We start from the raw sequence: 7,695 nt of genomic DNA, 5'->3' as shown, positions 1-7,695 counted from the left end.
AAGCCTAAAGGAAATAATTTATACCAAAATGTAGAGATACCGCCCACAACACCTACTTCAAAACTTATATATCCATCTTTTGCCATAATATCCTTCATCTTTTGTATCGCGAATAATGGATCAGGGAAATGTGCTAACAGATCGACGTGATATACGACATCGAACTTTTTTTCTTTAAAGTCATAACTCTCCAAATAACCCTGATGGGTTTGCAAATGATATACTTCTCTGATATTATTAATCCGTTGTGTGTTGGGCTCCAAACCGGCAACATTATAGCCGCAATTATAAAACTCATTTAATAAATGGCCGTTTCCTGCGCCAACCTCTAATAAGCTTTTACCTGTACCAATTTTTCCCACCAGCCATTTGGATTTATATTGGGATGGCTTTTTGTAGAAAGAATCGGTATGCGACTCGTTTTCAAAATCCACCTCACCCTCTTTAGGTAAGGGGTTACAATACAAAAGGCCACACTCAGGACATGGTCGGGATTCGAAGCCATTTTCCTCGTAAACAATTACGTTTGAAGTTTTATCGCAAAGAAAACAGCTATTTTCCATATCTGATAAATTTAATGGGTATTAGATATTTTAGTAATGGCACCCTCAAGCTGTTTGGTCAAAAAAACCGGAGAATACCTTTCTTCAAATCTTTCTTGAGCAGCCTGGCCCAACCTCATTCTAAGATCCGGATCACCTATCACCTGCTCCATACAATTGGTTAGCGCCTCGAGGTCATTTTTATCAAAGAGTAAACCTGTATGCCCATGGCTAACAACATCCGGTATCCCTCCTACTGAGGAAGCAATCAAAGGTTTCCCTACCGACATTCCTTCCAATATACTGTTGGGAAGAGAATCGAACCGGCTTGCATGCACCTGGATATCTATGGTTCGAAATATGTTACCAATGTAGTCGGGATAGCTTATAAAGCGTACCTTGTCTGCTATATTCAGATCTTTTACCTGCCGAATTAAAGAATTATAGTAATCAACATTTCGCGAATACCCTACTATCCATAATTCTATGTTGTTATGTTTTTGCGCGATGATATGAAAGGCATTTATGAGCAGATCTTGCCCCTTAAAAGGAATTATTCCAGCTATTTGTCCTATAATTAGCTTTCCGGAAAATTCTTTTTCCTTTTTGATCTCTTCCATTTCTTTATCATCCGAAAATTTAAGCTCAATGGCGCTGGGGATTACCAGGTACTCCGGCTTTTCAGATCCTATCCAATCTCTTAATTCGTCAGATCTCATTTTTGAATCGCACATAACCGCATCGCTTGAACGCAGAAGGTATATACAAAACCTTTTCACAATCGTATTAAGTTCGCTCTTATGATAAAGGGTAACAATTACAGGTAACCGTGTTATTTTTTTTGCCAGCAACCCATATATTCCCCCACCTAAAAGGCGGCTGTCAATAACATGGATATTCTCTTTATAAATTGTCCTGATTAATTGAATAGAGTACATCAAAAAGTTTATAAACAAAATAACCAACCGTATCGGCGCCCAAAAATTCTTCAATTTAAAAGGAAGTATTTTGAAGTAGATGATTTTTGCGTTTGCATTTTTAAAATGCGGGGTCATGTTGGCGGGAGACAATTGTGGCGTGCAAATAATGCATTTAAACACATCCTTGTTTATTAAGCGGCACTGATTTAACAACCGCGTTTCATCCCCTCCAAACGACAATCCGAAAGCTTCTATGGAGAGGATATTTATGGTCTGTTTAATCATTACGGCGCAAACATTTAAATGAGTTCTTTTTTTAGTTTACTTATATCTTCAATAAGGGGCCATTGCTCCATTTCCCGCATTCGTTGCAATGTGTCTTTATCATTTATATCGCTCCAGATAGAACTATGAAAGAATGAATGCACTTTAAGCCCCTGCGCTATCAGGTCTTTGCCAAACTGCGGGATATCAATCCGTTTATGATTATATTTTTGGTTGATCATATCCCGTGCCGTGCTACCCAAAACGTAAGTCCCGCTGGACACTAATATTTTTTGTTCGGGTTTTTCCAGGTAATCAACCACCATATCTTCCTTGACAACCAATTGCCCAAAAGGGATCTGGAAGGGCTCGTGGTGCGAAGCTATGGTCATTACAGCTTCAGCCCGCACATGTGATTGCATTAAAGCAGTAAGATCAAGATTTAAAAGATTATCAACATTTAACACCAAAAGGTCTTCATCGCCTATGTTTACAAACTGCGCTGCTCCAATTGTTCCTAATGGCTGCTGCTCTACTATCACTTCAATATCTACATTAAGTTTTCGTTTATAGGTAGCCTGCAACCGGTTTATATGAGCAATTAATCCCGCTTCGGCAGCCGCTACAGAAATCCAAATTTTATTAAATTTATATACATATGCATACAGCAGATTTAGCTCGATAAGCGGTATATTAAACACAGTTACCAATGCTTTGTGCGTACTTAAATTGGTACTATTCCGCATTCTGCTCGATTGCCCGCCAGCCATTATTAATACATTATGCATAAATTAAACTGTTTAGGAACCCGTTAATTGATAGGTTGATAATGAATGACTTAAGATATAAATATTAACTGATATCCTAAAATTTTAGAAGGATAAGTAACGATTATATCCCAGGGGATTCACATATATCCTGTGATAGTTGTTACCGGCTGCTGGAGGCCATCAGTAAGGCAGACGACTCTTGGGACATCACACAAAATCGACCTTCATTCTTAGCGACACTCAGCATACAAAAACACACAAGAAATAGCGGCTTATTAATATTAAATTAATCATCAGCCCGTATCTTTACAGAGCTCAATGATAAACCTGGCCATGGAAGAATGTTCATTATCTATTGAATTTTTACATCATGAGTACACTTAATTATACAAGCAGCCCATCTTCTCCATGTCCTTGCGGCAAGGGCAAAACCTCTGATCTGGAAAGAATACCCAGATCAGCTTTAATGAAAATTGTGTTTTTTTGGCTACCCTTAAAACGTTATCGTTGCCACCGCTGCATGTCAAACAAATGGCTGCTTGGCCGCAAATCGTACAGGCGTACGACTTGAATATATTCTGCAACGCCGGCTCTGTACAGGTGTTTGACTTAGCTGCCGATCATTTTCCCGGCATCATTAGAAGAATACTTTCCGGGAACTAAAGTGCCTGGAGCTAAATCTATCAGAAAGTATAAAAAATAAATCATAATTGTAATAGGGTAAGATTTGGATTTAACATAATTTTGGTTCGCTAACCTAAAATTATATTCCAAACAAATGAAAAATGAATTAACGCCCCAAGCCATTGAGCAATATCGTTGTGACGGGTAATCATAATATCCCTCAACAAAAAGACTTGGTTCACCAAACTGGATAACTTAGTTTCTGATACACCTATTTTTGATCTAAAATACCTACTGCCTTTTAGGTAATCAATGGCACCTAAAAAAGCAGCGTATAAATTTAAGACACCTTTATATTGCCTGAATTTAGACAGATGAATCAACGATATATAATTTTCACGATCACAACACTTTTATTTTTTCAAACAATTGGTTTTTCTTTTGATAGGAAAGAAAAGTCGCCAATTGTTTATAACCATTCTGCGAAAACAATCACAATATCAGTTCCAGACAAAAGCTTGTCGATCACAATTGATTATTCAGCAGGATGTATAATTAAAAAACTTAATATTAAAGGGAAAAATGTCTTATCATCAAAAGGTATATACACTGGCATACAAACAAAAACTGAAACCTTTAATTCTGCCGGTAGATTAAGCAACATTAAGATCACGGAAAATCCTAAACGGGTTACCATTAGCGGAATAACCTACGGGAATAGCGCTCTTAGCATTAATGAAACCTGGGACTTTAAGTTGACCGGAGATAAAGTAATTTGGAGTATTGAACGCGAATATAACAATGATGCTGTCCTGGTGGATATGGCATTCCCCAAGTGGAACTTCTTAAACTTAGCGGTATGGAAGGGTGGCATTATTGACAATGGCGGAATGGTTTGGTGCAAATATCTAAAGCAAAAAGATGACACGTATGGGGTTCATACCGGTGGAGTGACGTTTTGGAATGCCAACTCGGGTAATGCATTGCGCATAAAGGCAAAACCATCTCCAGGAAATTTTATTGCTTCCAAGTATTCTCATAGCAAGGATAATGAATTTACAAGCACCCAACTGGTTACTGATACGCTTTTACAGCAACGGTATAATTTGAGCAGGTTTGTTGCTGAACAGGCCAACGTATTTGCTCCTTTCAAGGTAAAAAAAGGCAAAATTAAAACCGAGTATGAATTACAGTATGTAGATTACTTTACAGAATATTCAAGGGGTAAACTGCCCGGTATAGACGTCGAAGCTGTACGTGAGCTGATGAATACAACCGGTAGATACGGTGTGGTTGATAATAATATAATAGGTGCTAATGGTTGGCTTACCAACTGGAAATGTTTGCATGAAGCTTTCTTCGCGCAGATAGGGATGGCATTGGGCGATGAAAATTACACAAAAAACATGTCATCCACTCTTGATCAGGAACGTGATCAGGCTATGCTTGCTGACGGCCGTGTGCTATCCCGATGGCATAATGTTCCGGGAGATGAGATACCCGGCACCTATAACCCTAAAACCGGTTACTACGAAGCGATGTGGGGCTATACTATCGACTCGCAAACCGGATACATCATCAACGCCAGTGAGCAATTCGACCTGAATGGTGATGTTAAATGGTTGCGCGCGCACCAGGTAGCTTGTGAAAAAGCATTAGACTGGCTGATAAAACATGATACAAACCATAACGGCATTTTTGAAATGATGAATAATAATATTGCCGAAAAAAAAGCAAGTGATTGGTTGGATATTGTTTGGGCGAGTTATGAAAATTCATTCGTGAACGCTCAAATGTATGAGGCGTTAAACCTGTGGGCTAATTGTGAAAAAGTATTAGGAAACAGGCAAAAAGAAAGCTATTATACCGAAGTAGCGGTACGCCTTAAAACCGCCTTTAATAAATCTGTTGATAAAGGTGGCTTTTGGTTGCCTGCAAAGAAGCAATATGTTTACTGGCGTGACAATGATGGTTCTGTACATGGCGATAATTTAGTAACACCCGTAAACTTTGCTGCTATCGCATTCGGAATTTGCGATGACCCGGAGCGGATAAGTCAAATCCTCGATCAGGTTGAACAACGCGCTAAAAGTGAAAATTTGTTTCACTGGCCTCTTTGCTTCGATTCTTTTAAAAGGGAGGAAGTTTCTGATGGAAACTGGCCATTCCCTAAATATGAAAACGGGGACATTTTTCCATCCTGGGGATATCTTGGCATCAGAGCTTACGCCAATTATGATAAAACCATCGCAATTAAATACATTAATAATCTTTTGCGGCAATATAAAAAGGATGGATTATCCTCGCAGCGTTACAGCAGAATAACACAAACCGGCCTTGGCGATGATATTTTGGCGGGGATTTGCACCAGTATTACAGCTTTATACAGGGATATTTATGGCATAAGACCAAAATGGGACAGGATGGGTATTGAACCGAATATGACTGCGGACCTGAACGGTACACAATTTAATTACAAGCTTCGCAATACCGTTTACCAACTGCGTTTAAGTGTAAACGACTACTTTATGAGTAGTACCAGCTTTTCAGTAAAATGTAAAAATAGTTTTGGCGCCAGCAAGAATGGAAACAAGCTAACTTTTTATCCGGAAAATAAAGAAAGTATGACGCTTGAGGTGGATGCAGCATCTCAGCACCGCATTGACCTTGCAGTTAGCAACTGGGATACCACTGCATTCTCCTGGTCTGTTAGTTCGCCGGATTTTTATCAATTTACGATTAAAGGGCTACAGCCCGGGTGTTATTTACATATAGGGATAAATAACCAATTTAAAAATGTTAAAGTAAAAACCGATGGTAGCATTACAATTAAAAAACTATGTAATACTCTAACAAAATTTGTTGTAAGGAAAGCTGTTTAATATGTTAGGCGATACTCCATTCTTCGGTTAAAAATTATCGTTCTATTTAGATCAAACAAAAAGAGGGACAATTGTCCCTCTTTTTGTTTTCAAGTTTTGATACTGTAATATTAATAACCCGGGTTTTGATACATTTTTACCGGATCGAGCTTATTTTCGTCAAACGGAATAGGGTAATATCTGTCCTTGGTTGAAAAGTTTGATAACTGTGCGGCACCAAAATCTGCCTGGGTCTTGCCTTTGAAATAAGTAACAAGTTCTGGTGTGGTAAAAAACCTTGTCAAATCAAACCAGCGGTGGTGTTCAAAAGCAAGCTCGACACGGCGTTCGTGCAAAATAGCAAGTTTAAGTGTAGGGAACTTGCTGCTGTATGCAGGATCAGTCATTGCTACAGCATAAGTCGACACCCCGGCGCGCGCACGAACCTGGTCTAAAAACTGAATGGCGGTCACATTATCACCAAGGTACATGTTTACTTCGGCCAGCATTAATATAACATCAGCAAACCTGATCAGGTTCCAGTCGTTCCCGCCATAACCCAGGTTACTGGCAGCCGCGCTGTTATCTCTGAACTTGGTAATAAACCAATCTTTCACAATAGGGTCATTAGCAAATTTAACCGAGTAAGCCATACGGGAATCCCCAACTTCATACTCGTTGATCAAATCATGCGTTACATTTGCCCCTACTCCTGATGCTGCTTTTTGCGAGTTAATAGTTTCGCCTTTTGCCTGATTATTGGCTGCTATGACCGAGCTATAGTTAACATCTCCCTGTTTATTTACGATCTGAAAGATCAGTTCGGGGCAGGTAGATTTTTTATTAACATCAAAAACATCAGTATAAGGTATCTCGCTTAATGCGGCAAAAGTACGCATGTTGTATGCGTTCATTAAATAGGTTTTAGCATTACCCAGGTTAGCGGCGCGGTTAGCCTGATCTAAATTGGAAGCCATAGTAAGATACACCTGGCCCAAAAGCGCGTTTGCCGCCGCCTTTGATACGCGGCCTATGCCTGCACCCGTTTGCAGGTTGGGAAGCGGGTTGTTGTTAACCACATCCTTTAAATCTGCAACTATCTGCGCGTAAACAGTTTCCTGCTTCTCTCTAAAGGTATTGGCAGCTACTTCGGTAGAGCTTAGTTGCCTGGTTACCAATGGCACATCCCCCCAAAGGCGTACCAGGTGAAAGTATGTCAACGCTCTTAAAAATTTTGCCTCGGCCGAATATTGCAATTTTAAGTTAGCATCAGGAAAGGTTACTTTATCAATATTACTTAAAACCACATTAGCACGGGTTATTGTACCGTATAACGACACCCAGTGACTTTTAAGGTAAGTATTGCTTGGTAAAATTGAAAAGTTATTGAACTGAAATGGTTCGCCGGCATTTGATTGGTTATCGTTGGTGCCTGTATCATCCGACCGTTCGTCTGTCCATAAACCACTGGTTTCGCCAATGTTGTTACCACTGCGTAACGACTGGTAAATACCGTTAACCGCTAACAACACATCGTTAGGTGATTTAAAATTGGCATCTAATGATATGGCATTGGGATCGCTCTGCTCTAAAAAATCTTTCTTGCATGACGGGCTTAGTGCAATAAATACTGCAATGCAACCTATCGCTATTAATTTCTTTTTCATCTGTCTGTTTAGCTAATTTTTTAAAAAGTAATATTTACACCCAGGTT

The 7,695-nt window shown here is 39.4% G+C and carries 5 protein-coding genes; 1 reads left to right on the top strand and 4 read right to left on the bottom strand.

What is annotated here, in order from left to right:
• From JWQ85_RS08145 to JWQ85_RS08135, 3 genes are all read right to left on the bottom strand, one after another.
• On the bottom strand, nt 1-563 hold a 563-nt coding region (locus JWQ85_RS08145; RefSeq protein WP_299466665.1), incomplete at its 3' end, for a class I SAM-dependent methyltransferase.
• An 11-nt stretch (nt 564-574) separates the two neighbouring features.
• A complete protein-coding gene (locus JWQ85_RS08140) occupies nt 575-1,261 on the bottom strand; it encodes a glycosyltransferase family 4 protein (RefSeq protein WP_367186194.1) in 687 nt (228 codons plus the stop codon).
• Between the two features lie 500 nt (nt 1,262-1,761).
• Nucleotides 1,762-2,514 (bottom strand): sugar phosphate nucleotidyltransferase, encoded by a 753-nt coding sequence (locus tag JWQ85_RS08135; RefSeq protein WP_299466662.1) that lies wholly within the window; start codon nt 2,512-2,514, stop codon nt 1,762-1,764.
• 1,124 nt (nt 2,515-3,638) lie between these two features.
• Here JWQ85_RS08135 and JWQ85_RS08130 point away from each other — a divergent pair.
• On the top strand, nt 3,639-6,002 hold the full coding sequence (locus JWQ85_RS08130) for a hypothetical protein (protein WP_299466659.1): 2,364 nt from the start codon (nt 3,639-3,641) through the stop codon (nt 6,000-6,002).
• 110 nt (nt 6,003-6,112) lie between these two features.
• Here the strand turns inward: JWQ85_RS08130 and JWQ85_RS08125 are convergent, their stop codons facing one another.
• Entirely contained in the window at nt 6,113-7,648 is a 1,536-nt protein-coding gene (locus JWQ85_RS08125) for a RagB/SusD family nutrient uptake outer membrane protein (protein ID WP_299466656.1), read from the bottom strand.
• Between the last annotated feature and the right edge of the window lie 47 nt (nt 7,649-7,695).

Source organism: Mucilaginibacter sp., from assembly GCF_028288105.1.
GTDB lineage: Bacteria > Bacteroidota > Bacteroidia > Sphingobacteriales > Sphingobacteriaceae > Mucilaginibacter.
Note: the sequence above shows the minus strand (reverse complement) of the source record. Positions and strands in the feature narration are given on the sequence as shown.

Bases quoted from the DNA above. Each gene is read 5' to 3' on its own strand.
- JWQ85_RS08135 (WP_299466662.1), bottom strand. From the start codon at position 2,514: ATGCATAATGTATTAATAATGGCTGGCGGGCAATCGAGCAGAATGCGG.
- JWQ85_RS08125 (WP_299466656.1), bottom strand. From the start codon at position 7,648: ATGAAAAAGAAATTAATAGCGATAGGTTGCATTGCAGTATTTATTGCA.
- JWQ85_RS08140 (WP_367186194.1), bottom strand. From the start codon at position 1,261: ATGAGATCTGACGAATTAAGAGATTGGATAGGATCTGAAAAGCCGGAG.